Source organism: Sphingomonas oryzagri, from assembly GCF_029906645.1.
Classification (GTDB): domain Bacteria; phylum Pseudomonadota; class Alphaproteobacteria; order Sphingomonadales; family Sphingomonadaceae; genus Solisphingomonas; species Solisphingomonas oryzagri.
In genome coordinates, this window is record NZ_JARYGZ010000001.1 from 1,641,799 (window position 1) to 1,665,966 (window position 24,168).

Below are 24,168 nucleotides of genomic sequence, written 5' to 3' on the forward strand. Positions count from 1 at the left end.
CCACCACCCGCTACGCGGGCGGTCCCCCTCCCCAAGCAGGCTTGGGGAGGATTTGATCGTGACCTCCCGCATCGTTCATGCCGCCCGCCTGTGGAAATGGGGCCGCACGCTTGCGCGACACGGCGCGCTCATGGGGATCGAGCGCGATCCGCTGACCCCCACCCCACTGCGCCGGGCCGTGCGCCTTGCCCGGATCGGCTTTCGCGTGCCGAAGGAGCCGCGCTACGCCGACGCGCTGGAGGCGATCGGCCCTGCCGCGATCAAGTTCGGGCAGGCGCTCGCCACCCGCCCCGATCTGGTCGGCGAGGCGGCGGCGATCGACCTTTACCGCCTGCAGGACGCTCTGCCGCCCGTCCCCTTCCCGCTGATCCGCGCCTCGATCGAACAGTCGCTCGGCCGGCCGCTCGAACAGCTCTTCGCCAGCATCGACGAGGTGCCCGTCGGCGCCGCGTCGATCGCGCAGGTCCACCGCGCCATCACCACCGAGGGCCGCGAGGTCGCGGTGAAGGTGCTGCGCCCCGGCGTCGAGCAGGATTTCGCCCGCTCCATCGACACCTACGAATGGGCCGCCGCGCAGGCCGAGCATATGGGGGGCGAGATCGGCCGCCTGCGCCCGCGTCTCGTCGTCGCCACCTTCAAGCAGTGGACCGCGCGCGAGCTGGACCTGCGCCGCGAGGCGGCGTCGGCGTCCGAGCTGGCGCGCGGGATGCTCGCCGAACCCGGCTTCCATGTGCCGACGATCGACTGGCAGCGTACCGCGCGCCGCGTGCTGACGCTCGAATGGCTGGACGGCGTGAAGCTCTCCGACATGGCGGGTCTCGAAGCCGCCGGGCACGATCGCAAGGCGCTCGCCGCGACGCTGGTGCGCGTGTTCCTCCGGCAGGCGATTGCGGAGGGCTTCTTCCACGCCGATCTCCACCAGGGCAACCTCTTCGCGCTGCCCGACGGGCGGATCGCGGCGATCGATTTCGGCATCATGGGCCGGATCAACCGGCAGGCGCGGGTCTGGCTCGCCGAGATCCTGCACGGCCTGATCACCGGCAATTATCGCCGCGTCGCCGAAATCCATTTCGAGGCGGGCTACGTGCCGGCCCACCACAATCTCGACGAGTTCGCCACTGCGCTTCGTGCGGTGGGCGAGCCGATCCGGGGCCTGCCGGTCAAGGACATCTCGATCGGGCAGATGCTCGACGGCCTGTTCTCGATCACCCGCGACTTCGACATGCCGGTGCAGCCGCATCTGCTGCTGCTCCAGAAGACGATGGTGATGGTGGAGGGGGTCGCGACCGGCCTCGATCCCGACATCAACATGTGGGATGTCGCCGCCCCCTTCGTTGGCGAATGGCTGCGCGGCGAACTGGGGCCGGAGGCGTTCCTCGCCGATCGGGTCCATGAGATCGCACGCCTCGTCCGCCGCATCCCCGATCTGCTGGAGCGGATCGACCACGCTTTCCCGCATCCCGGCGCCGCGCCCCCGCCACCGCCGCTGCCCGAGGTGCAGCTGGTGCGCGTCGGCGGCGGGTGGCGCTATGGCGTCGTCGCGGTGCTGGCCGCCGCCATCGGCGCTTTGCTGATGCACCTGATCGGATGAGCGCACCGGTATCCCGCGAGTTCCGGTCGCGCCGGTTGCGGCTGCATTATCTCGAATGGGGAAATGACGACGCGCCCACGATCATCCTAGTCCATGGCGGCAACGACCATGCCCGCAGCTGGGATTTCGTCGCCGATCGCCTACGCGGGGACTATCGCATCTTTGCGCCGGACCTGCGAGGCCACGGCGACAGCGACTGGTCGCCGGACGGCCATTATTCGCTGACCGCCAACGCGATCGACCTCGCCGAGCTGATCCGCCACGAACGGCTCGCGCCCGCCACGATCGTCGCCCATTCCTACGGGGCGATGACGGCGCTCCACCATGCGGCGCTGTTTCCGGAACAGGTCGCCCGCCTCGTCGCGATCGAGGGGATCGTCACCCGCTCGCAGACCGACGAGACCGTGCGCGATCGCATCCGTACCCATTACGACCGGCAGCGCGCCTTCATCGACAAGACCGCCCCCCGCTACGCGACCATCGAGGATGCGGCCGCGCGTATGAAGGTCACCAACCCGCGCCTCTCGGCCGAGATGGCGCACCACCTTGCGCTGCACGGGACCAGACCCGGCGCAGATGGCGGCCATAGCTGGAAGTTCGATCCGCTGGTCCGCCTGCGCACGCCGATCGACCTGTCGCCGGAGGAGGAATTCGGGCTGTACGCGCAGATCGCCTGCCCCGTGCTGATGCTCCAGGGCGACGAAAGCACGTTCCGGATCGGTCCGGACGATCCACGCGCCGGTGCTATCCCCGACGGGCGTCTGGTGACGCTGGAAGGCGCCGGCCACTGGGTCCAGCACGATCGGCTGGACGGCGTGGTCGAGGCGATACGGGGCTTCCTCAGTCCGGCATGAAGGGCGGATCGGGGATCGTCGCCCGCGCCTCGTTCAGCATCAGCGACCAGCGCGCGGAGAGATCGTTGAAATAGGGATCGTCGACGCCGATCCGCCGCTCGGTGATCGGCTGCGACGCATCCGCCGGCACGATCACGACATCGAGCGGCTTGCCCACCGCCAAGTTCGATCGCAGCGTCGAATCGAACGAGATCAGCCCGACCTTCACCACCTCGGACAGCTCGGTGTCATATTGCAGCGCGCGATCGAGGATCGGCTTGCCGTATTTGGTCTCGCCGATCTGGAGGAAGGGCTGCTCCTTCTGGCACTCTATGAAATTGCCCTCGGGATAGAGGCGGTAGAGCGCCAGCGGCCCGTCGCCGATCCGGCCGCCCAACAGGAAGGAGACACCGGCGGAAACCTGTGCCGCCTCCAGTGCCTTGCCGATGCTCACGTTGGCGGTCTGGATCGCCTCGCCGACCAGCTGCGCCACCCGGAACATGCTCGACATGTCGGCGATGCGACGCGGCAGCGCGCCAGCCTCGGCGGCCGGTAGCCCTTCGGCAAGCTGGGCGAGGACGTTCTGGGTGGTCGACAGATTGCCCGCCGTCGCGACGAAGACGGTACGATCCGGCCCTTCGGCCAGCGTATGCAGCTTGCGATAGACCGAAATGTCGTCAACGCCCGCATTGGTGCGGGTATCGGCGATCATCACCAGGCCCGCCTCGACCAGCATTCCCACGCAATAGGTCATGTCGCGACCGCCACCCCCGATCCATCGCCCGACGCGGCCGATGCGCGCCGGGTGCCGTTCACTGGCTCTGGCTTTGCCTCTGCTGGCTTGCTTCCGCAACCGCTACTTCGACGTGCAGCTCCTCGGTTCCGCCACCGACACGCGCGCCGGCCACCGGAGCGGCATCGCGATAATCCAGCCCGATCGCCACGCGGACATAGGCGTCGGTCGGCGAGACGCCATTGGCGGGATCGAAGCCGATCCAGCCATAGCCCTCGACCCATGCTTCCGCCCAGGCATGCGCGGCCGGCTGAATATGCTGCCCGTCCGAACGCCAAAGGTGCCCGGACACATAGCGCGCCGGGTGACCCAGCACTCGCGCCGCCGCGAGAAACACGTGGGCATGATCCTGGCAGACGCCATGCCCGTCCGAAAAAGTGGAGGCCGCGTCGCGGTGCGGATTGCCGTCCGCCGCGTCGAAACGCAGGCGGTGATAGAGCGCGCCGCACAGGCCGTGCAGGCGCGAGAGCGGATCGGCGGCGCTTTCCGCGATGTCGTGCGCAAAGCTGGTGATCGCAGCGTCGGCGATCGTCTGCGGCGTCGGCCTCAGGAACATCTCGACGGGCAGCGGCTCCATGGCGCCCTGCACCATGCCGGCCTTGTTCTCGGTCAGCACCTCGCCGCCGACGGTGAGCGCGATCCGGTCGATCGGGCCGTCGACGTAGAGCATTGTCACTTCGTTGCCATAGCCGTCGCGGCTGCGCTTCAGCCGGGCGTCGCAATCGACCTCGACATGCCAGTCCACCACCGCCTGCCCATCGAAGCTCGGCGGCGTCACGCGCAGAAGCTGGACCAGCCGGCGCTGCGGCTGGCTGAACTCGTAATGGGTGCGGTGTTCGATCCTCAGGCGCATCAGGAAAACCGGAATTGCTGGCCGATGGCGTAGTCGAGCCGCGCATTGTCGGCGATGAAACCGCGCAGGAACTCGTGCAGGCCGCCGGATATGATGCCGTTGACGGTGGAGCGGTTGAGCATCAGTTGGCGCGTGCGGGCCATGCGATCCGCCTCGCCCTGCCGACCGAGCCGCCGACCGATGCTGGTGAGCAGTTGCGCGACCTCGTCCGCCGATGCCGCGATGGAGCGCGGCATTTCGTGGCGCAGCACCAGCAGATCGACGACGTGCCCCGGCCGAAGCCCCTCGCGATACAGCCAACGATAGGCGGTGACGGCCGACACGGTGTGGAGGATGGTCGTCCACTGGTCGCGGTCGATCGGGCCGCCGACCTTCTCGCCTTCGGGCAGCAGCAGGTGATATTTGACGTCGATCAGCCGCGCGGTGTTGTCGGCACGCTCGATCGCCGCGCCGAGCCGCACGAAGAAGCTCGCCTCGTTGCGCAGCATCCGGTGGAGCGCGCCCTCGAAGCCCCGCGCCTCCGCCTTCAGTTTCTCGATCATGGCGAGTGCCGCGGGCGTGCCGTCGGTGACGCGCACGTCGCGCACGAACAGCCAGGCGCGGTTGATCGCCTCCCACGCCTCGCGGGTGAGCGCGGTACGCACCGACTTGGCGTTGTTGCGCGCGGCATCGAGGCAGGATCGGATCGAGCTGGGGTTATCGAGACTGAGCGCGAGATAGCGCCCGACCGCATCCGGGCTGACCGGCTCGCCGGTGAACCAGAAGCCGTCCTCGGCCGAGACGACGGCGAGCGCGCTTTCCCAAGCCCCCTCTCCCGCCGGCCTGGCGGACAGCAGATCGAGCCGGATCGTCGCTTCGATCAGGCGCGCGGTGAATTCGGCCCGCTCGACATAGCGGCCGAGCCAATAGAGCGAGGCGGCGGTACGCGAAAGCATCAGTCGGCCCCCGATCGCATCGGTGTGACCTCGGGCGCGGCGGCCTTGCCCCGTCGGCGCGGACGATCAGCGAGGATCAGACTGTCCTTGGTGCCGCCACCCTGCGACGAGTTCACCACCAGCGAGCCTTCACGCAGCGCCACGCGGGTGAGGCCGCCGGGCACGATGCGGATGCCATCCGCGCCGGAGAGACAGAAGGGGCGGAAGTCGACATGACGGGGCGCGACCCCCTTCTCGGTCAACGTTGGCACGGTGGAGAGCGCCAGCGTCGGCTGCGCGATATAGCGATGCGGCTCGGCGACCAGCGCCTCGCGGAAGCGCTCGATCTCGGCCTTCGACGCGGTCGGGCCGACCAGCATGCCGTAGCCGCCCGATCCATCGACCAGCTTCACCACCAGCTTGTCGAGATTGTCCAGCGTATAGGTCAGTGCCTGCTTCTCGCGGCAGCGCCACGTCTCGACATTGGGGAGTTTGGCCTCGCTGCCGGTATAATAGCGCACGATCTCGGGCATGTAGCTGTAGATCGCCTTGTCGTCGGCGATGCCGGTGCCGGGCGCGTTGGTGAGCGTCACATTGCCGGCGAGATAGGCCGCCATGAGGCCCGGCACGCCCAGCATCGAGTCCGATCGGAAGACCAGCGGATCGATATAATCGTCGTCGAGGCGCCGGTAGATCACGTCCACCCGCACGCGCCCGTCGATCGTGCGCATCCAGACGATGTCGTCGTCCACCTCGAGGTCCGCCGCCTCGACCAGTTCGATCCCCATCGCATCGGCAAGGAAACTGTGCTCGTAGAAGGCCGAGTTGAAATGGCCGGGCGTGAGCAGCACGCAGACCGGCTCGCTCCCCCGCCCGTGCGGCGCCACAGAACGGAGCGTCGAAAGCAGCAGGTCGGTGTAATCGTCCACCGGCTCGACCGGGAACAGCTCGAACAGTTCCGGGCACAGGCGGATCATCGCCTCGCGATTTTCCAGCATGTAGGAGACGCCCGACGGCGTGCGTGCATTATCCTCCAGCACGAAGAAGTCGTTCGGCCCGGTGCGCACCATGTCGATCCCGCAGATGTGCGCGTAGACATCATGCGGCGGGCGGGCACCCGCCACCTGCGGCCGGAATTGCGGGTTGGAAAGGACCAGCTCCGCCGGAAGCACCCCGTCGCGCAGGATCTTTCGCGGCCCGTAGACGTCGGCGAGGAAGGCGTTGATCGCCTCGACCCGCTGTTCCAGCCCGGCCTTCAGGTTGCGCCATTCGCTGGCCGCGAAGATGCGCGGCACGATGTCGAAGGGGATGATGCGCTCCGCCGCCTCGTCCTCGCCATAGACGGCGAAGGTGATGCCCAGCTGGCGAAAGGCGGCCTCGGCGGCCTGCTGGCGGCGGGTGAGTTCCTGCGCGGGCGTCTCGGCGATCCAGGCGGCCAGCGCCTCGAACCCTTCGCGCGAGGCCCCCGGCCCTGCGTCGCCCCAGACTTCATCGAACGCCGCGCTCGCCATCGCCCTCCGATCCGAAAGAATGTCGGTCCGGTCGAAAGACTGACAGTTTTTCCAAGACCGGCAAAGAGGGCGATCGCCCAAATTTTAGGCAAATCCCGAAAGAAAACGCCCGCAGTTCATGCAATGGCCGGCGTTCAGCCGATCATGCGCTCCTTGGAGGGCAGCGGCTCACGCTGCGCGGGCATCGGCTGCGGCGCCGGCGGATCGAAGCGCTGCCAGCCCGACGCAGTCAGCTTCTCGATCGGGCGGAAGCGCGTCTTGTATTGCATCCGCGCCGAACCCTCGACCCAATAGCCGAGATACACATAGGGCAGCTTGGCCATGGCCGCGCGGCGGATGTGATCGAGGATGATGAAGGTGCCCAGCCCCTGCCGATCCGGATGCCGCGGATCGAAGAAACTGTAGATCATCGACAGGCCGTCACCCTGCTGATCGGTCAGGCAGGCGCCGACCAGCTTGCCGGGGCGGCCATTCCTGGTCGGCTCGCGATATTCGATGACGAAGCTCTTCACCGGCGTCTGCTCGACCATGTCGGCAAAATCGAACTCGTCCATGTCGGCCATGCCGCCGCCGGGGTGGCGCGCCGAGAGATAGTTGCGCAGCAGCAGGAACTGCTCCTCGGTCGTCCACGGCTTGCAGGCGGTGACGACGAGATCGCTATGCTGCTTCAGCAGCTTGGCCTGCGTCTTGTTCGGCTTGAACTCGCTCGCCGCAACACGCACCGACACGCAGGCGGTGCAGCCCTGGCAGCTGGGCCGGTAGGCGACGGATTGCGAGCGGCGGAAGCCGATCCGGCCCAGCGCGTCGTTCAGCTCGCCGGCATGTGGACCCGAAAGCTCGGTAAACACCTTCCGCTCGGTCTTGCCCGGCAGATAGGGGCAAGGGCTGGGCGTCGTCACGAAGAATCGCGGAAAACGGAAGGGTGCGCTCACCTTACTGGCCGTCCTCTCATGCCCAACATGGTTGCCAACTTCTTTATGAGGCAAGAGTTGCGCGGGCGAAAGGCCGCCAAGTCTTAAAAGAAGATTAACAGCCCCGTTTCGCGACGAAACGTGCCTGAAACCCCCGAGAATCTGTGGATAATTAATTTTTTGGGCTTGCCGAAGGAGCGAATCGCATCCGCGCCGTGCGGAATCCTCCCCCGCCACCGCGAGGGAGGATCGCAAATCAGGCCAGTTCGACCCGGCTCACTTCGTAACCTTCCGCGACGAGGCCGGCGACGAGGCGATCGAGATGATCCGCGTCGCGGGTCTCGCACTCGACGTCCAGCGTCAGCCCCTTGGCGGGCAGGTTGGTGAAGATGCGCTGGTGGTAGAGTTCCAGAATATTGGCATTCTGCTCCTGAAATATCTTCGCCACCGAATAGAGCGCGCCGGGCCGATCCTGCAGGACGATGCGCAGGCGCGCGAGCCGGCCCGACCGGGCGAGATCGCGCAGCAGCACGTTGGCGAGCAGGCGCGTGTCGATATTGCCGCCGGTCAGCACCAGCCCGACATTCCGGCCGCGGAAACGCTGCGGATGCGCGAGCAGGGCCGCAAGGCCAGCCGCGCCGGCCCCCTCCACCACCGTCTTCTCGATCTGGAGGAGCAGCGCCAGCGCCTTCTCCAGATCACGCTCGTTGACCAGGACGATGTCCTTCACCAGCGCGCGGACGATCTCGCGGGTGAGCTTGCCCGGCACCTTCACGGCGATGCCCTCGGCCAGCGTGTCGCCCTCGGTGGGGAGCGCGACGCCGTTCATCTCGGCATACATGGACGGATAGAGTTCGGCCTGCACGCCGACCACATCGATGTCAGGATTGATCGCGCGCGCCGCGATCGTGCAGCCGGAGATCAGGCCACCGCCACCGATCGGGATCGCCAGCGTGTCGATCGCGGGCACGTCCTCCAGCATCTCGAGCGCGACTGTCCCCTGCCCCGCGATGATCGCCGGATCGTCGAACGGGTGGACGAAGGTAAGCCCGCGCTGTGCCGCGATCTCGTAGGCGGCGGCCTGCGCGTCGTCGAAACGCTCGCCGATCTGGATCACCTCGGCGCCATGGCCCTCGGTCTGCTGCACTTTCACGGTCGGCGTCGGGCGCGGCATCACGATCGTGGTCGGGATACCGAGACGGCGGCCGTTATAGGCGAGGCCCTGCGCGTGGTTGCCGGCCGACGCCGCGATCACGCCGCGCGCCTTCTCCTCCTCGGTGAGCTGGAGCAGTTTGTTGAGCGCACCGCGTTCCTTGTAGGCGGCGGTGAACTGAAGATTTTCGAACTTGAGCCAGACGTTAGCGCCGGTGAGATCAGACAGGGTCTTGGAATAGAGCGTCGGCGTCCGCACGATGCTGGGGGCAATGCGCTCGTGCGCCATGCGAATGTCCGCCACCGTGACGGCGGGAGGATCCATCGGGCGGAGCGTTGCTTCTGCGGTTGCCATAGTGGGGCGCGGACTAGACCATCTGGCGGTTGCGGGGAAGCTGGGTTATGCCCCCGCCCCTATGGCGAAACTGGCATTCATCGGGCTGGGCACGATCGGCGCGCCCGTCGCCCGCCACCTCGCGGCCGCCGGCCACGACCTCACCGTCTATAACCGCACCGTCGCCAAGGCCGAGGCATGGGTGGCGGCGCATGGCGGCACGGTGGCAGGCAGCGCCGCCGAGGCCGCCGAGGGGGCCGATGCCGTCTTCACCTGCGTCGGCACCGACGACGATCTCGCCGAGGTGACGCTGGGGCCGGCGGGCGCCTTCCGCTCGATGCGGCAGGGTGCGCTGTTCGTCGACCACACCACCGTTTCCGCCAAGATCGCCCGCCAGATCGGCGTCGAGGGCAAGGATCGCGGTTTTCTCGTCCTCGATGCGCCGGTGACGGGCGGGCAGCGTGGCGCCGAGGAGGGGCGGTTGGCGCTGATGTGCGGCGGGCCGCGCAAGGCGTTCGAGGCGGCCGAGCCGCTGATGCACGCTTATGCACGCATCATCGTCCATATCGGCGGATCGGGCACCGGCCAGACCACCAAGATGGTCAACCAGATCGCGCTCGCCGCCAACGCGCAGGGCGTCGCCGAAGCGATGCGCTTCGCGCAGGCGGCGGGGCTCAATCTCGACAAGGTGTTCCAGGCGATCTCCACCGGTGCTGCGTCGAGCTGGCAGATGACCAACCGCTGGGAGACGATGGCGAAGGATGAGTTCGACTTCGGCCTCGCGGTGGACTGGTTCCGCAAGGATCTCGGCCTCGCGATCGACGAGGCGCACGCCAACGGCGCCGCCTTGCCCGTCACCGCGCTGGTCGACCAATTCTACGCTGACGTGCAGCGCATGGAGGGCGGGCATCGTCAGGATGTCTCGGCCCTGATCCGGAGATTGCCCAAGTGAAACTGACGATCGCCGCGCTGAGCGTGCTGGCCCTGCTCGCCGCCCCGGCCGAGGCCAGGAAGAAATACGGCCCCGCGCCCGCCACCGAGGGCGGCCTGCTCGACGACGTCAACGGCTACACCATCGCACGCGACGGCACGGTGAAGCACTTCAACGGCCTGCTGATCGGCAAGGACGGCAAGGTGAAGGCGCTGCTCCAGCCCAACGACAAGCGCCCCGAATGGCTGGATTTCCGGCTGGACGGTCATGGTCGCACCCTCCTGCCCGGCCTGATCGACGCGCACGGTCATGTGATGGAGCTGGGCTTCGCGCTCACCCATCTCGATCTCTCCGCCACGACCAGCCTCGCCGACATGCAGACCAAGGTGGCGAACTATGCCGCCGGCCATACCGAGCCGGGCTGGATCCAGGGCTTCGGCTGGAACCAGGAGAAGTGGAATCTCGGCCGCTTCCCTACCGCCGCCGATCTCGATCTGGCGGTGAAGGATCGCCCGGTGGTGCTGGAGCGGGTCGACGGCCACGCGCTGCTCGCCAATTCGGCGGCGATGGCGGCGGCAGGCATCTCGGCTTCGACCAAGGATCCGGCCGATGGCCATATCGAGCGCGACGCGAAGGGCAAGCCGACCGGTGTGTTCGTCGATGGCGCGATGGCACTGATCAACAAGGCGGTCCCAGCCCCCGCCCCGATCGAGCGCGACGACGCCTTCCGCAAGGCGCAGGAACTACTGCTCTCCTACGGCATTACCGCGACCTGCGACATGGGATCGACGGTCGACGACTGGAACGTCTATCGCCGCGCCGGCGACGTGAACGCGATCCGCATCCGCATCGTCAGCTACGGGCGCGGGGTGGAGACGGCGCTGTCGGTTGCGGGCAACCAGCCGACGCCGTGGCTCTATGACGGACACCTGCGCATGGTCGGCGTCAAGCTGTTCGCCGACGGCGCGCTCGGATCGCGCGGCGCGTGGCTCAAGCAGCCGTATAGCGACAAGCCGGACACGCGCGGCATCCCTTTCATGGACGATACGCGCCTCAAGAATTTGATGAGCCGCGCCGCGATGGACAATCTGCAGGTCGCCGTCCACGCGATCGGCGATGCGGCGAACGATCAGGTGCTTTCGGCGATCGAGGAATTGTCGGACACCTACAAGGGCGATCGCCGCTGGCGGATCGAGCATGCCCAGATCGTCGATCCGGCCGACCTGCCGCGCTTCGCGCATGACGGCATCATCGCCTCGATGCAGCCCACCCACGAGACCAGCGACTGGAAGATGGCGGAGGAACGGCTCGGCCCGGCGCGTCTGAAGGGCGCCTATGCTTGGGCGACGATGGAGGCGGAGCATGTGCCGCTCGCGTTCGGGTCCGACTATCCGGTCGAAAGCCCCAACCCCTTCCCCGGCCTCGCCGCCGCCGTCTCGCGGCAGGATGCCAGCGGGCAGCCGGTGGGCGGCTGGCAGCCGCAGGAGCGGATCACCATGCCGCAGGCGCTCGCCGCCTTCACCAGCGGCGCGGCCTATGCGGCGCAGGCGGAGGACCGGATCGGCTCGCTGGAGCCGGGCCACCTCGCCGACTTCGTGCTGGTCGATACCGATCCGCTGACCACGCAGGATCCGCAGGCTGTCCGCCATACGCAGGTGCTGGAGACGTGGATCAACGGCATAAGGGTGTGGGTGAAGAAATGACGAGCAGCCCGCCGGCCGGCGCCGCAGCCGGCCGATCGGGATGGTGGAGCGCCATCAGGATCACGTCGGTCCAGTTGCCGGCGATGAACAGCGCAGCACTCAGGCGTCCTTCCTCTCGGAAACCGAGCGTCGCGTAGAGGCCGATCGCGGTCTCGTTGCCCGCGAAGACCGACAGCGTCAGCCGCGTCAGGTTGAGGTGGCTCCAGCAATAGTCGATCGCCAATCGCAGCGCCTCGCGGCCCTTGCCCTTGCCGCGTTCGGCACGATCGATGCGGATGCCGATGGTGGCGGAACGGTGGATCGGCTCGATCCGGCTGATCTGGACGTAGCCGATGATCTCGCCCGCCTCGCGCGAGCGGATCGCGAAGAACGCGCGCGTCGGATCGCGCTCCGCGTTGAGCCAGAACCCCTCCTGTTGATGCCAGTTGAGCGGCCGGTACGGCTCGTTCAGTCGCGCGTCTTCGGCGTCGTCCGCCCACTGGAACAGGCGCGGCACATCCACCGGCAGGATCGGGCCGAGCGCAATGGTATCGCCGAACAGCAAGGGGCACCTCCGGATCGCGGGAACACGGCGATCCGGAGCGGCGAAGCGCTTTCAGGCCGATGAACGATGTGACAGCATGACCGGAATTTAATCCGGCCGGCGGATCATCCCTTGGCGAGACCGGCGAGCATCCCCGGCGTGAGGATCTGCGGCAGTTCCTTCGGCTGCGGCTGGCCCGGCGCGTACCAGAGATAGAGCGGCACGCCCGAGCGGCCATGCGCCTCCAGAAATTTACCGATCGCGGCGTCGCCGTCGGTCCAGTCGCCGACCATCGTCACGACGCCGGCCTTGCGGAAGGCATCCTGCGTCTCGGCCCGCTCGATCGCGGCCTTCTCGTTGACCTTGCAGGACAGGCACCAGTCGGCCGTGAAGTAGAGGAACACCGGCTTGCCCTCAGCCTGCAACGCCGCGAGCTTGCCGGCGTCGAAGGGTTGTGACGAGGCACTCGCCTCCGCCGCCTTCGTCTCCTTCGGCGGCAGGATGGCCATGCTCCCGACCGCGAACACCAGCGCCAGCGCCGCCGGCATCCACGCCGCCGCCTTGAAGCCACGCTGGCGCAGACCAGTCATCCACAAGCCCAGCGCGAAGAGCATCGCGGCACCCACCGCGATCACCACGCCGCCCGCCGCCGTCTGGTTGCCGAGTACCCAGCACAGGCCGAGCGCCGTCAGGAACATCGGCACCGCGAGGATGCGCTTGAACGCCTCCATCCAGGCGCCGGGCTTGGGCAGCAGGCGACGGAAGCCGGGTACGTAGCCGATCAGAAGGAAGGGCAAGGCGAACCCTACGCCCAGGCCGACGAACACGAGAATGGCGGCAGCCGCCGGAAGCTCGATCGCGACGCCGAGCGCACTCGCCATGAACGGCCCGGTGCAGGGCATCGCCACGAAGGCGGCCAGCGCGCCCGTCCAGAAGGCGCCCGCCAGGCCGCCCTTGTCCGTCAGACCCGATCCGGCGCTCACCGCGCCGAACTCGAACAGGCCGGCGAGGTTGAAGCCGATCGCACTGGTCAGCAGGATCAGCACGAGGATCACGCGCGGATCCTGCAGCTGGAAGGCCCAGCCGACCTGCGTCCCCGCCGCCTTGAGCGCGAGGATCACGCCGCCCAGCGCGACGCAGACGAGGATCACGCCGACCGTATAGGCCAGCGCCTCGCGACGCACCTTGCGCTCGTCGCCACCCGCCTTGGCGAGGCTCAGCGCCTTGAGGCTGAGGATTGGGAATACGCAGGGCATGATGTTGAGAATCAGGCCGCCCAGCACCGCACCCGCCAGCGCGACCAGCGCGAGGCCGAGCGTGCCGTGCGACGATGCGCCGCCCGACGATCCCGCCGCCGGCACCGCGCCCGGCGCGGCGGTGAAGGACAGGCCCGTCCCGTCGCCCAGCGCCAGCACACCCTCGAAACTCTTGGGGGCGCTGGCGCCCGCCGTCGTCTCGATCAGCAGCGTGTCACCGTCGGGCGTGAAGCTCTGCGGCGCGGCGTAGTTCACCGCGCCATCGGTCACCGCGAAGAGATGCGGCTGGTTCAGCGCAACCGAGGCAGGCAGCGGCACGGCGAGGCGGAACTTGCCATCCTTCACCTCGAACGCCACCGGCGATCCGAGCGGACGCGGCAGCGCCTTGCGCCACACATCGAACTTCGCCGCCGAAGTCGCGTCCGGCGCGCCATCGCCTACGGTCAAAGTGGTCGAGACGGTCGCGCTTTCCGGCACGCAGATGCTCGGCGAGCAGACGAGATAATCGAGCTTGGCCGAAACCGGCAGCGCCGTGCCCTTCGTCAGCCCGGCCGGCACATCGAACGGCACCAGCAGAGCATAGGGCTTCTCGAACACATGGTTCATGAGCCCGGCGATGACGAGCGTCGTCGGCACCGGGTAAGCGGGATCACCGGCGGTCGCGCCCTTGGGCAAGGTCCACTCGATCTTCATGGGAAAGCCGGTGTCGCCGGGCGTCCGCCAATAGCCGTGCCAGCCGGGCTGCGGCACCATCGATATGGCGAGCGTGGTGCGCTTGCCGGCGGCGGGCTGGCTGCTCTCCGGCACCAGCGAGGCGGCGATGTGCGGGCCGCCCGTTCCCGCGAGTTCGGCTGCCGCCGGGCCTGCGAAACCCAGCAGAACCGCCAGTGTCATCAATACGAAACGCATCACAGCCATCGCCGCCCTTGATCCTTGTCCGCCTGGGGCTTCGCTGCCCGGCGCCAAATCGTTACCGTTTCGGGGGCATATAGATGCGTTTCACGATGATTGCAGCCGGCTTGGCCGTCGTTCTCGGCGCCGGAACACTCCAGGCCGCCCCGCCGCCCGCGAAGCCCAAGCTGATAGTCGCGATCTCGGTCGATCAATTCTCGTCCGAGCTCTATCGCCGCTACCTGCCGAGCTACACCGCCGGCCTCAAGACGCTGTCGGGCGGCGTCGCGTTCCCGGTCGGCTACCAGAGCCACGCCGCGACCGAGACCTGCCCCGGCCACTCGACCATCCTGACGGGGATGCACCCGAGCCACACCGGCATCGTCGCGAACAACTGGTTCGACGTGAAGACCGGTTCGAACATCTATTGCGTGCAGGCGCCCGGCTCGTCCGACCCGAACGCGCGCGGGCCGCAGAACATGAAGGTGACAACGCTCGGCGACTGGGTGAAGGTCGCCGAACCCGGCGCCCGCGTCTACGCCGTCTCCGGCAAGGACCGCGCCGCGATCACCATGGCCGGCAAACATGCCGACGGGGTCTATTGGTGGTATGACGGGATCGGCTTCACCACCTCTCCCTTCGCCGGCCCGGCGACCGCCGCCGTCACCGGCCCGGCCGACACGTTCAACAAGGCGCTGTTCGCCAGGTGGAAGGCAACCCCGCCGCCGCTCTACCCCGACGCCTCTGCCGGGTGCGTGGCGATGGAGAAGCCGGTCCATTTCGGCAAGATCGATCTGTCCGGCCACGTGCCGCCCGATCTCGCCGCGCGGTCCGAACAGAACCCGCAATTCCTGATGACCACCGATTTTCAGGACAATCTGCGCGCCTCGCCGCTGTTCGACGCGACGGTGGTCGATTTCGCGGAGAAGGTAATCGCCGACCACAAGCTCGGCCAGGGTCCCGCGACGGATGTGCTGGCGGTGAGCCTGTCGGCCAACGACTATATCGGCCACCGCTACGGCAATGGCGGGCCGGAAATGTGCGTGCAGCAGGCCGCGCTCGACCAGACGCTGGGCCGCTTCGTCGATGATCTCAAGGCGCTCGGCGTGCCGGTGATGGTGGTGCTCACCGCCGACCATGGCGCGACCGACGCCGCCGAGCGCGAGCATGAGGTCGATCCCAAGGCCAGCCGCCTCGACAGCTATGCCTTCGTGTCGAAGCTCAACAAGGCGGTGATGGCAGAAACCGGCCTCACCTACGAGCCGATCGTCGGCGACGATCCGCAGCAGCTCACCATCAACGTCGGCCCCGACGCGGCCCTGCGTGCCAAGGTGCAGGACGCGACGGTGGCGTGGCTGAAGCAGCAGCCCGAGGTGAAGGAGGTGTTCACCCGCGCCGAGGTGGAGGCCGCGACCGTGCCGCCGCACACGCCGCCGACCGAGCTGACCTACGCCCAGCGCTTCCACGAAAGCTACGACGCCGATCGTTCGGGCGACATCGCGGTGGCCTATGGCGAACGGACCAGTTTCGGTATGCCGCGCGGCCCCGGTGACGTGGTGGCGGGCCATGGCTCGCCCTGGGACCACGACCGGCAGGTGCCGATCCTCTTCTGGTGGCCCGGTGCCGAAGGTCAGACCCGCGATAACCCCATCGAGACGATTGACATCGCGCCGACGCTGGCCGCGCTCGCCGGGGTCAAGACGCCCGACGTGGACGGCCAGTGCGTCGATCTCGGCGGTGGGATGTGCGGGAAGTAGGCCATTCGTCATCGCGAGCCACAAAGCGGCGTGGCGATCCATGAACGCCGCTCGCGCATCATGGATTGCTTCGCTGCGCTCGCAATGACGACAGGATTTACCGGCTCTCGAACGGCCTGATGCCCTTGCCCAGCGTGTTGCCGCTGATCTTCATCGGCTCGTGCGTGAAGTCCGCCACGAAGGCGGTCGAATAGTCGGCGCCCGGCGTCAGCGTCGCGGTGTTGCCGGTGATCGTCAGGCCGGCGGAAGGATTGTCGCGCTGCTCGGCGCCAATCACGATGAAGGCGGAGTGGTTCTCGCGATCCGGCCCGCCCGACATCACGTTGCGCGCGATCAGGCCGGTGGCGCCGGCGCACAGGTCCATCGTGTAGTTGGTGCCGTGGCCCTGCGAGTCATCGAAGCTGTTGTCGGTGATCGAGACGACGGCAGAGCGCGTCTTCAGATAATGGCCGCCGCGCCCCTTCTCGAAGCGCGAGCGGGTGACGAACAGCTTGCCGTAATGGCCAATATAGAGCGAGTGCGCGCAGCCCGAGGCCACCGCGCAGCTGCCCAGCCCCGAGAAGGTCGAGCGATCGACACGAATCTCTCCGTTCGGATCCTCGCCCGTCAGGATGCCCTCTTCAGAATTGCGGAAGGTCGAGTTCATCACGGTGAGGTTGCCGTGCTGGAGGCGGATGCCCGCGCCGTTGCCGTCCGGCACGCGCAGGTTCTGGAAGACGAGGCCATCGACCATCGCGTCGGTGCCCGACAGGACGAGCGTCGCCTTCCCGTCGCAGATGCCGCCATCGAAGATCGCCGTGCCCGAGGTGCGCGCGCGGAAGGCGACGCGGCCGGTGTCGACCTTGGCGCAGTCATGATAGGTGCCCGGCGCGATAACGATCGTGGCGTCGCCGCCGTTGACCGATCTCACCGCATCATCCAGCCGATAGAAGCCCTTGCCGGTCTCCTGCACTACGAAGGGCGGCTCGGACTGCGCCTGCGCGGCGGTGGCGGAGAGAAGGACGGCGAACGCGGCGAGAGACTTCATGGGCGCACTCCTTGGACGGCGCGGACGCTGCCACCGCCTGCCTGCCCCCTCAAGGCCCTGAGATCGCGACCTAGTCCAGATTGGGACGCAGCCACCGCTCCGCCGTGTCGATATCGACGTGGCGGCGCCGGGCGTAATCCTCCAGCTGGTCGCGCCCGATGCGGGCCACGCCGAAATACTGGCTGTCCGAATGGCCGAAATAAAAGCCGGAGACGGCCGCTGTCGGCAGCATCGCGAAATGCTCGGTGAGCGTGATGCCGGTGGCGTCGGTCGCCTTGAGCAGATCGAACAGGATCGGCTTGAGGCTGTGATCCGGGCACGCCGGATAACCGGGCGCAGGGCGGATGCCGCGATACTGCTCGCGGATCAGCGCCTCGTTGGTCAGCTGTTCGCCCGGCGCATAGCCCCACAGGTCGGTGCGGACATGGGCGTGCAGCCGCTCGGCGAACGCTTCGGCGAGGCGATCGGCGAGCGCTTTCAGCATGATGTCCGAATAATCGTCGCTATCCGCCTTGAATCGCGCGGAATGTTCGTCGATCCCATGGCCCGCCGTCACCGCGAAGCCGCCGATCCAGTCCCCATCCGCGCTGACGAAATCAGCAAGGCACATGTTGGCGCGGCCCTCGCGTTTCTTGATCTGCTGGCGGAGCATCGGCATCCGCACCCCGGCCTCGCCCGAGCGGATCAGGATGTCGTCGCCGTCGCGGCGACACGGCCACAGGCCCGCCACACCCTTCGCGGTCAGCCATTTGCCCGCGATGATCTGGTCGAGCATCGCCTGCGCGTCGGCATAGAGCGAGCGGGCGCTCTCGCCCACCACCGCATCGTCGAGGATAGCCGGGTAATTGCCGTGCAGTTCCCACGCGCGGAAGAAGGGCGTCCAGTCGATATAGTCGCGCAGATCGGCGAGATCCCAATCCTCGTAGACGTGCACGCCCGGCTTCGCCGCCGCCGGCGCGATGCCGTCGCGCGCCAGCACGAAGGCGTTGCTCCGCGCATCGGCCAGCATGGCGAGGTCGTTCTGTCCCTTGCCCTCGCGCGCCTTGCGGACCGCATCGTACTCGGCCGCCGTCTTCTCGACGAAGCCTTCCTTCTGCGTGTCCGACATGAGCGTCGAGGCGACGCCGACGGCGCGGCTTGCGTCCAGCACATGCACCACCGGGCCGGTATAGGCCGGGGCGATCTTGATCGCGGTGTGGACCTTCGACGTGGTGGCGCCGCCGATCAGCAGCGGCATGGTCATGCCGATCCGCTGCATCTCGGCCGCCACCGTCACCATCTCGTCGAGCGAGGGGGTGATCAGGCCGGACAGGCCGATCATGTCCGCGTCGTTCTCGTTGGCGGCCTGCAGGATCGTCGTCCACGGCACCATCACGCCGAGATCGATGATCTCGTAGCCGTTGCAGGCCAGCACGACGCCGACGATGTTCTTGCCGATATCGTGCACGTCGCCCTTCACGGTCGCCATGACGATGCGGCCCTTGGCCTTGGCACCGGCATCCTTCTCGGCCTCGATGAAGGGCAGCAGATGCGCCACCGCCTTCTTCATGACGCGAGCAGATTTAACGACTTGCGGCAGGAACATCTTGCCCGATCCGAACAGGTCGCCGACGACGTTCATGCCGTCCATCAGCGGCCCTTCGATCACCTCGATCGGGCGGCCGCCCCGCGCCGCGATATCGCCCCGCGCCTCTTCAGTATCCTCGACCACGAAGGCGTCGAGGCCCTTGACCAGCGCGTGCTCCAGCCGCTTCGCCACCGGCCAGCCGCGCCATTCCTCGGCGGCCTTGTCGGCGACGACATCCTTCTGGCCGCGATATTTCTCGGCGATCGCGATCAGTCGCTCGGTGGCGTCGGGGTCCTTGTTGAGGATGACGTCCTCGCACGCCACGCGCAGCTCGGGATCGATCTGGTCGTAGACGTCGAGCTGGCCGGCGTTGACGATGCCCATGTCCATCCCCGCAGGAATGGCGTGGTACAGGAAGATCGAGTGCATCGCCCGACGCACCGGCTCGTTGCCGCGGAACGAGAAGCTGAGGTTCGAAAGGCCACCCGAGATATGGACGTGCGGGCAGCGCGCGCGGATCTCGCGCGTCGCCTCGATGAAGTCCATGCCGTAATTGTTGTGCTCCTCGATCCCCGTCGCCACCGCGAAGATGTTGGGATCGAAGATGATGTCCTCGGGCGGGAAGCCGATGCCGGTGAGCAGTTTGTAGGCGCGCTCGCAGATCTCGATCTTGCGCGCCTTGGTGTCCGCCTGCCCCACCTCGTCGAACGCCATGACGACGACGGCGGCGCCATAGGCCATCACCTTGCGGGCGTGGACCAAGAAGGGTTCCTCGCCCTCCTTCATGCTGATCGAATTGACGATCGGCTTGCCGGAGACGCATTTCAGCCCGGCCTCGATAACGCTCCACTTGGAGCTGTCGACCATCACCGGTACGCGCGCGATGTCCGGCTCGGCGGCGATCAGCTTGAGGAAGGTGGTCATCGCCACCTCCGCGTCGAGCAGGCCCTCGTCCATGTTGACGTCGATCACCTGCGCGCCGTTCTCGACCTGCTGGCGCGCGACCTCGACGGCCTTGGCGTAATCGCCGGCCATAATCAGCTTCTTGAACGCGGCGGAGCCGGTGACGTTGGTGCGCTCGCCGATATTGACGAAGGTGGCGCGGGTCCGGGGCTCGTCGTCGGGCGTCATGTCGGATGCGGTGGCCATCAAACTCGATCTTCCAATGTCCGTTCGCACTGAGCGAAGTCGAAGTGCAGCCACCGTTCGCGCATGGCCTTCGACTTCGCTCAGGCCGAACGGATGTTCAGCAAAAGGGCGGCGACCTAGGCGGCGATCACGAAGGGCTCCAGCCCCGCCAGCAGCATCTTCACCGGCGGCGTCGGCAACTTGCGCGGCGGCTGGTCCTTCACAGCCGCAGCCATCGCAGCGATGTGATCGGGCGTGGTGCCGCAGCAGCCGCCGACGACGTTGATCAGGCCGGTCGCCGCCCATTCGGCGATGAAGTCGCCGGTGGTGTGCGGCTCCTCGTCATAGGCGCCGAGTTCGTTGGGCAGGCCGGCATTGGGATAGACCATCATCAGCGCATCGGCCTGCGCCGACAGCACCGCGACGTGCGGGCGCAGCTGCGGCGCGCCGAACGAGCAGTTGAGGCCGATCGTCAGCGGCTTGGCGTGGCGTACAGCCGCCCAGAAGGCCTCGACCGAATGGCCCGACAGGTTGCGGCCGGACATGTCGGTGATGGTCATCGAGATCATCAGCGGTACCGGAGCGCCGCGCGCCTCGCCCGCCTCGATCACCGCCATGATGCCGGCCTTGGCGTTCAGCGTATCGAAGATCGTCTCGATCAGGATGAAGTCGCAACCGCCGTCGAGCAGCGCGTCCACCTGATCGCGATAGACATCCTTCAACTCGTCGAAATCGATCGCGCGGAAACCCGGATCGTTGACGTCGGGCGAGAGCGACAGCGTCTTGTTGGTCGGCCCCACCGCACCCGCCACGAAGCGCGGGCGGCCGTCGGCGGCCTCGGCATCGTCGGCCGCCTTGCGCGCGATCCCGGCGGCGGCAAGGTTCATCGCACGCACCAGGAACTCGGCGCCATAGTCGGCCTGGCTGATCGTGTTGGCGTTGAAGGTATTGGTGGAAACGATATCCGATCCCGCCTCCAGATACTGGCGGGTGATCGCGTCGATCACGTCGGGCCGGGTCAGCGCCAGCAGGTCGTTATTGCCCTTCTGGTCGAAGCCCGTGTCGTACTCGCCGCGATAGGCGGCCTCGTCGAGGCCATAGCCCTGGATCATCGTGCCGAAAGCGCCATCGGTCAGCAGGATGCGCTTGGCGGCCTCGGCGCGGAACAGTTCAGCCTTGCTCATGCGGCTTTCTCCAGCGCCGTCTTGCCCGCGCGCAGCCCCAGCAGGTGGCAGATCGCGAAGGCCAGTTCGGCGCGGTTAAGGGTGTAGAAGTGGAAGTGGCGCACGCCGCCCGCATAGAGCCGGCGGCACAGTTCGGCGGCGATCGTCGCGGCGACGAGCTGGCGCGCGGCGGGTTGGTCGTCCAGCCCTTCGAACAGCCGGTCCATCCAGCTCGGGATCGCGGCACCGCAAGCGCTCGCGAACTTGCGCGTCTGCGCGACGTTGGAGACTGGCAGGATGCCGGGCACGATCTCGGCCTCGATCCCTGCCGCCGCCGCGCGATCGCGGAAGCGGAAGAAGGCCTCGGGCGAGAAGAAGAACTGGCTGATCGCGCGGGTCGCCCCGGCGTCGATCTTCGCCTTCAGATTGTCGATGTCGGCTTGGCTGTCGACCGAGTCAGGGTGACATTCCGGATAAGCCGCGACCGAAATGTCGAACGGTGCGATCCTGCGCAGCCCCGCGACCAGATCGGCGGCGTTGCGGTAGCCGCCGGGATGCTCGACATATTTCTCGCCCAGCGTCGGCGGATCGCCGCGCAGCGCGACGATGTGGCGGACGCCCGCCTCCCAGTAAGCGCGCGCGATTGCGTCCACCTCCTCGCGCGTCGCCTCGACGCAGGTGAGGTGCGCGGCGGCCGGGATCGAGGTTTCCTTTGCGATCCGCGCGACCGTCGCGTGGGTGCGTTCGCGGGTCGATCCGCCAGCGCCGTAGGTCACCGAAACGAAGCGCGGCCCCAGCGGCGCCAGTGTCTGGATCGCATCCCACAGCTGCGCTTCCATTTTCTCCGTTTTGGGCGGGAAGAATTCGAACGACACCTGCGCGTCCCCCGCCAGATCGGCGAAGAGCGGCGCATCGAGCGCGCGGCGCGCCTCTTCCAGCTCGGACATAGTCGGCATCACGCAACCCTTCGGACAGGCTCAGCCGGGCGTTCGCCCAGCCACAGCTTCACGGTCAATTCCCCGCCTTCCAGCGCATCGATATGGGAAGGCGCCAGCCCGGCCGCACCGAACCATTCCTCCATCTGCTGATCGGAGAAACCCAGGCGCGCGTGCGCGGCCTGATCGCGCAGCTCCTCGCGCTCGTGCGGGGCGAAATCGGCGATCAGCAGGCGGCCGCCCGGCCCCAACAGGCGCGCGGCCTCGGCCACGGCGGCGGCAGGCTGCTGCGCATAGTGCAGCACCAGGTGAAGCACGACGATGTCGGCACAGCGATCCTGAAGCGGCAGCGCGTACATATCGCCCTGCCGTAGCTCGGCCCAGGCCACCTCCGCGCGCGAGGAAAGTTTGGCGCGGGCAAAGCGGAGCATTTCGGGCGATCGATCGATGCCGATCGCGCTTTCCGCGCGCGGGCCGAGCAGTTCCAGCATCCGCCCGGTGCCGGTGCCGACATCGACGAGGCGGCCGAGCGGCCCATCGCCCAGCACACGGCCGATCGCGGCCTCCACCTCGGCCTCCGCGACGTGGAGCGAACGGATCGCGTCCCATTCCGCCGCATGGCCCTCGAAATAGCGCTCCGCCGCGACCGATCGTTCGGCTCGCACCGCATCGAGACGCGCGAGATCGCCCGACGCGTCGCCCTGCCCCCAGGCATCGATCGCATCGAACACCGGCGCGACGCGGCGCGGATCGCCGAGCGCCAGGAACACCCAACTGCCCTCGCGCCGTCGGTCCGTCAGCCCCGCATCGGCGAGGATCTTCACATGGCGCGAGACACGCGGCTGGCTCTGCCCCAGCACCTGTGCCAACTCGCCCACCGAAAGCTCCATCACGCGCAACAGCGCGACAATCCGAAGCCGGGTAGGATCGGCGAGCGCACGAAAAATGGCGAGGGCGTCCTTCATCGGAATAACGATATAAAGATATCCTTATATCGGTCAATCGACTTGTGGGGCCACTTCCTGCGTGGCAAGCGGCAACCTATCTCCGGTGCAAGTGTTACACCGCCGTATCCGCAAGGGGGGATGAATTTGTCGACGCGCGCCTGGAAAACCCTCCCTGCCCTGATCCTGCTGGCGGGATGCGCCACCACCGGCCCCAAGACGCCGGGGGACCCCTATGAAGGCTTCAACCGCAAGATGTGGAAGCTCGACGAGGGGCTGGACAAGGCGGTGATGAAGCCCGTCGCCAAGGGCTATATCGCGGTGATGCCGCATCCCGTGCGCCACGGCCTGTCGAACATGCTCGACAACGTGACCGAGCCTTTTTCCTTCATCAACGGCCTGCTGCAGGGCAAGCCGAAGCGCGCGCTGAACTCGCTCGGCCGTTTCGTGATCAACACGACGGTCGGCATCGGCGGCTTCATGGATGTGGCGGGTCGCAACGGCTACCCCAAGACGCCCGAGGATCTGGGCCAGACCTTTGCGGTGTGGGGCGCCAAGAAATCGACCTATCTCGTCCTGCCCTTCTACGGGCCGACGACGATCCGCGACGGCATCGGCACGGTCGCGTCGCAGTGGGTGGATCCGTACCGCATCGTGATCCGCAAGGAGCTGAGCTTCTGGCCGGCCGCCGGGCTGACCGCGTTCGAGTTCGTCGATGCGCGTGCGAACCTGATCGATTCCGGCGCGGACTCGCTGCTCGACAGCAGCGCGGACAGCTATGCGGTGGCGCGCTCCGCCTATCTCCAGCATCGCCAGGCACAGATCGAGGATCGCGACGACGCGAGCGGCGCCACCGGCGACGATGCCGCGCTCAACGCCGCGCTCGACGATCTCGGGCCGGACAATGCCGCAGCGCCAGCTGCCGACGCCGCCGCGCCCGCCGCCACGGTGCCCACGCCCGATCAGCCGCAGCCGGCCCCTGCGCCTGCACCTGCGCCTCAGGATGGCACGTCGCCGAAATAAACCCTCCGCACACTCGGCATTGCAAGCACACGCGCAAGGCGCTAGGCGTGCGAACGGCTTGGGGGGGCTTGCTGAGATATGCACCCGGTAAGCCGAACCAGTGCTCCGTCATCAGGGAAGAGATGCACATGAAGAAGATTGTCGCGCTGCCGCTCATCGTCGCGGTTGCCATGGGCGCCGCCGCCTGCAAGAAGACCGAGGCGACCAACAACGCCGACGTTTCTGCGGATCTGAACGCCGCTGCCAACGACGCGATCGCCGACGTCAACGCTGCCACCGCCGATGCGACCGACAACTCGGCCGCTGCGATGGACAACGCCGCGGCGACCAACGCGATGTAATCACGCCGATCGGGCCTCGGCCCGGTCGAGTGGACGAAAGGCCGCGCGCCCCCATCCGGGCGCTGCGGCCTTTTTGTTTTGGCCTTG

At 67.4% G+C, this 24,168-nt stretch carries 20 protein-coding genes; 7 read left to right on the plus strand and 13 right to left on the minus strand.

Annotation, left to right across the window (positions count from 1 at the left end; genetic code table 11):
• The first annotated feature begins 58 nt into the window (after nucleotides 1-58).
• Complete coding sequence (gene ubiB, locus QGN17_RS08030) at nucleotides 59-1,591, plus strand: 2-polyprenylphenol 6-hydroxylase (protein WP_281043958.1); 1,533 nt, start codon at nucleotides 59-61, stop codon at nucleotides 1,589-1,591.
• Entirely contained in the window at nucleotides 1,588-2,445 is an 858-nt protein-coding gene (locus QGN17_RS08035) for an alpha/beta fold hydrolase (protein WP_281043959.1), read from the plus strand. The genes ubiB and QGN17_RS08035 overlap by 4 nt, the downstream gene beginning before the upstream one ends.
• Here QGN17_RS08035 and QGN17_RS08040 read toward each other — a convergent pair.
• From QGN17_RS08040 to QGN17_RS08065, 6 genes are all read right to left on the minus strand, one after another.
• Nucleotides 2,432-3,178 carry a peptidase gene (locus QGN17_RS08040; RefSeq protein WP_281043961.1) on the minus strand — a complete coding sequence of 249 codons (747 nt, stop codon included), beginning with the start codon at nucleotides 3,176-3,178 and terminating at the stop codon, nucleotides 2,432-2,434. The two genes, QGN17_RS08035 and QGN17_RS08040, sit on opposite strands and share 14 nt — an antisense overlap.
• Nucleotides 3,179-3,236: 58 nt before the next feature.
• Nucleotides 3,237-4,070, minus strand: coding sequence for a transglutaminase family protein (locus tag QGN17_RS08045; RefSeq protein WP_281043962.1), 834 nt, complete (start codon nucleotides 4,068-4,070; stop codon nucleotides 3,237-3,239).
• Complete coding sequence (locus QGN17_RS08050) at nucleotides 4,070-5,005, minus strand: alpha-E domain-containing protein (protein ID WP_281043963.1); 936 nt, start codon at nucleotides 5,003-5,005, stop codon at nucleotides 4,070-4,072. The genes QGN17_RS08045 and QGN17_RS08050 overlap by 1 nt, the downstream gene beginning before the upstream one ends.
• Complete coding sequence (locus QGN17_RS08055; protein WP_281043964.1) at nucleotides 5,005-6,495, minus strand: circularly permuted type 2 ATP-grasp protein; 1,491 nt, start codon at nucleotides 6,493-6,495, stop codon at nucleotides 5,005-5,007. The genes QGN17_RS08050 and QGN17_RS08055 overlap by 1 nt, the downstream gene beginning before the upstream one ends.
• Before the next feature lie 134 nt (nucleotides 6,496-6,629).
• A complete protein-coding gene (locus QGN17_RS08060) occupies nucleotides 6,630-7,427 on the minus strand; it encodes an arginyltransferase (protein WP_281043965.1) in 798 nt (265 codons plus the stop codon).
• A gap of 235 nt (nucleotides 7,428-7,662) precedes the next feature.
• Nucleotides 7,663-8,913: a threonine ammonia-lyase gene (locus QGN17_RS08065; RefSeq protein ID WP_281043966.1), complete on the minus strand. Its 1,251-nt coding sequence runs from the start codon at nucleotides 8,911-8,913 to the stop codon at nucleotides 7,663-7,665.
• 61 nt (nucleotides 8,914-8,974) lie between these two features.
• On the opposite strand from QGN17_RS08065, the gene QGN17_RS08070 reads away from it, so the two are divergent.
• Nucleotides 8,975-9,844: an NAD(P)-dependent oxidoreductase gene (locus QGN17_RS08070; RefSeq protein ID WP_281043967.1), complete on the plus strand. Its 870-nt coding sequence runs from the start codon at nucleotides 8,975-8,977 to the stop codon at nucleotides 9,842-9,844.
• Entirely contained in the window at nucleotides 9,841-11,526 is a 1,686-nt protein-coding gene (locus QGN17_RS08075) for an amidohydrolase (protein WP_390902646.1), read from the plus strand. Before QGN17_RS08070 ends, QGN17_RS08075 begins: the two co-directional genes overlap by 4 nt.
• Here QGN17_RS08075 and QGN17_RS08080 read toward each other — a convergent pair.
• Nucleotides 11,495-12,070 (minus strand): GNAT family N-acetyltransferase, encoded by a 576-nt coding sequence (locus QGN17_RS08080; protein WP_281043968.1) that lies wholly within the window; start codon nucleotides 12,068-12,070, stop codon nucleotides 11,495-11,497. The genes QGN17_RS08075 and QGN17_RS08080 overlap by 32 nt on opposite strands.
• A 104-nt stretch (nucleotides 12,071-12,174) precedes the next feature.
• The gene (locus QGN17_RS08085; protein ID WP_281043969.1) at nucleotides 12,175-14,223 is read right to left on the minus strand and encodes a protein-disulfide reductase DsbD family protein; all 2,049 of its coding nucleotides are present in this window, start codon (nucleotides 14,221-14,223) and stop codon (nucleotides 12,175-12,177) included.
• Nucleotides 14,224-14,324: 101 nt separating this feature from the next.
• Between QGN17_RS08085 and QGN17_RS08090 the strand changes: the two genes are divergently transcribed.
• Nucleotides 14,325-15,953: an alkaline phosphatase family protein gene (locus QGN17_RS08090; RefSeq protein WP_281043970.1), complete on the plus strand. Its 1,629-nt coding sequence runs from the start codon at nucleotides 14,325-14,327 to the stop codon at nucleotides 15,951-15,953.
• A gap of 97 nt (nucleotides 15,954-16,050) precedes the next feature.
• Here the strand turns inward: QGN17_RS08090 and QGN17_RS08095 are convergent, their stop codons facing one another.
• The 5 genes from QGN17_RS08095 to QGN17_RS08115 all read right to left on the minus strand — a co-directional run bounded on the left by QGN17_RS08095 (nucleotide 16,051) and on the right by QGN17_RS08115 (nucleotide 22,738).
• Nucleotides 16,051-16,980: a right-handed parallel beta-helix repeat-containing protein gene (locus QGN17_RS08095; RefSeq protein ID WP_281043971.1), complete on the minus strand. Its 930-nt coding sequence runs from the start codon at nucleotides 16,978-16,980 to the stop codon at nucleotides 16,051-16,053.
• Between the two features lie 70 nt (nucleotides 16,981-17,050).
• Nucleotides 17,051-19,696: a methionine synthase gene (gene metH / locus QGN17_RS08100; protein WP_281043972.1), complete on the minus strand. Its 2,646-nt coding sequence runs from the start codon at nucleotides 19,694-19,696 to the stop codon at nucleotides 17,051-17,053.
• Between the two features lie 116 nt (nucleotides 19,697-19,812).
• Nucleotides 19,813-20,859 carry a homocysteine S-methyltransferase family protein gene (locus tag QGN17_RS08105; protein WP_281043974.1) on the minus strand — a complete coding sequence of 349 codons (1,047 nt, stop codon included), beginning with the start codon at nucleotides 20,857-20,859 and terminating at the stop codon, nucleotides 19,813-19,815.
• Nucleotides 20,856-21,794 (minus strand): methylenetetrahydrofolate reductase, encoded by a 939-nt coding sequence (metF, locus tag QGN17_RS08110; protein WP_281043975.1) that lies wholly within the window; start codon nucleotides 21,792-21,794, stop codon nucleotides 20,856-20,858. The genes QGN17_RS08105 and metF overlap by 4 nt, the downstream gene beginning before the upstream one ends.
• Nucleotides 21,794-22,738, minus strand: a complete 945-nt coding sequence (locus QGN17_RS08115; RefSeq protein WP_281043976.1) for an ArsR/SmtB family transcription factor — start codon at nucleotides 22,736-22,738, stop codon at nucleotides 21,794-21,796. Before QGN17_RS08115 ends, metF begins: the two co-directional genes overlap by 1 nt.
• Before the next feature lie 126 nt (nucleotides 22,739-22,864).
• On the opposite strand from QGN17_RS08115, the gene QGN17_RS08120 reads away from it, so the two are divergent.
• Nucleotides 22,865-23,740: an MlaA family lipoprotein gene (locus tag QGN17_RS08120; protein ID WP_281043977.1), complete on the plus strand. Its 876-nt coding sequence runs from the start codon at nucleotides 22,865-22,867 to the stop codon at nucleotides 23,738-23,740.
• A gap of 128 nt (nucleotides 23,741-23,868) precedes the next feature.
• The gene (locus QGN17_RS08125) at nucleotides 23,869-24,081 is read left to right on the plus strand and encodes a hypothetical protein (protein WP_281043978.1); all 213 of its coding nucleotides are present in this window, start codon (nucleotides 23,869-23,871) and stop codon (nucleotides 24,079-24,081) included.
• Nucleotides 24,082-24,168: the final 87 nt, after the last annotated feature.